Source organism: Oleiphilus sp. HI0132, assembly GCF_001635845.1.
Genome location: NZ_LWGJ01000785.1, coordinates 1 through 510 on the forward strand (window position 1 = coordinate 1; position 510 = coordinate 510).

The 510-nt window shown below is 45.7% G+C and carries 1 protein-coding gene; it reads right to left on the minus strand.

Annotation, left to right across the window (positions count from 1 at the left end; genetic code table 11):
* The coding region (locus A3766_RS09200; RefSeq protein ID WP_068642122.1) for a TRAP transporter small permease subunit at nt 1-414 on the minus strand (414 nt) is incomplete at its 3' end.
* Between the last annotated feature and the right edge of the window lie 96 nt (nt 415-510).

Sequence of the window (510 nt, forward strand, 5' to 3'; positions counted from 1 at the left end):
TAACCAGCGATGAGGTAGGCCGCCCGGGTCACCACTGCCTTCACCCATTTGATAAGACTCATAAGCAAAACCAAGGCTAAAGTGAGTCACAAGTATAATGAAGGGAAGGATAAGAATGAGCGTACCTAAGAGGTTAATCCAGGCCTTGGTCTGGTCTTGCCAGTGATCATAGAAAATATCCACGCGGACATGGGCATTTTCTTGAATCGCATAGGGAATACCTAGTAGAAACACGCAAGAGAAGAGATGCCACTCCAGTTCCTGCATACCGATCGATACATCATTAAAGCCATAGCGCATGACCACATCGTAGAAAACGTTGATGAGTAGTAAGAGCATGGCGCTAGCCGAGAGTACTCCGCATAAACGCGCAATGCTTTTAAACAGAGTATCCAGGGCTAGAATTACTTGCATAGTATTAACGTGCAGACCTTATCTTAGGGGGCTGTGCTATCTAAATAGGCCTTATCAGACATATTGGTCCAGGCACGTGCTTTTTCCAGATACTCT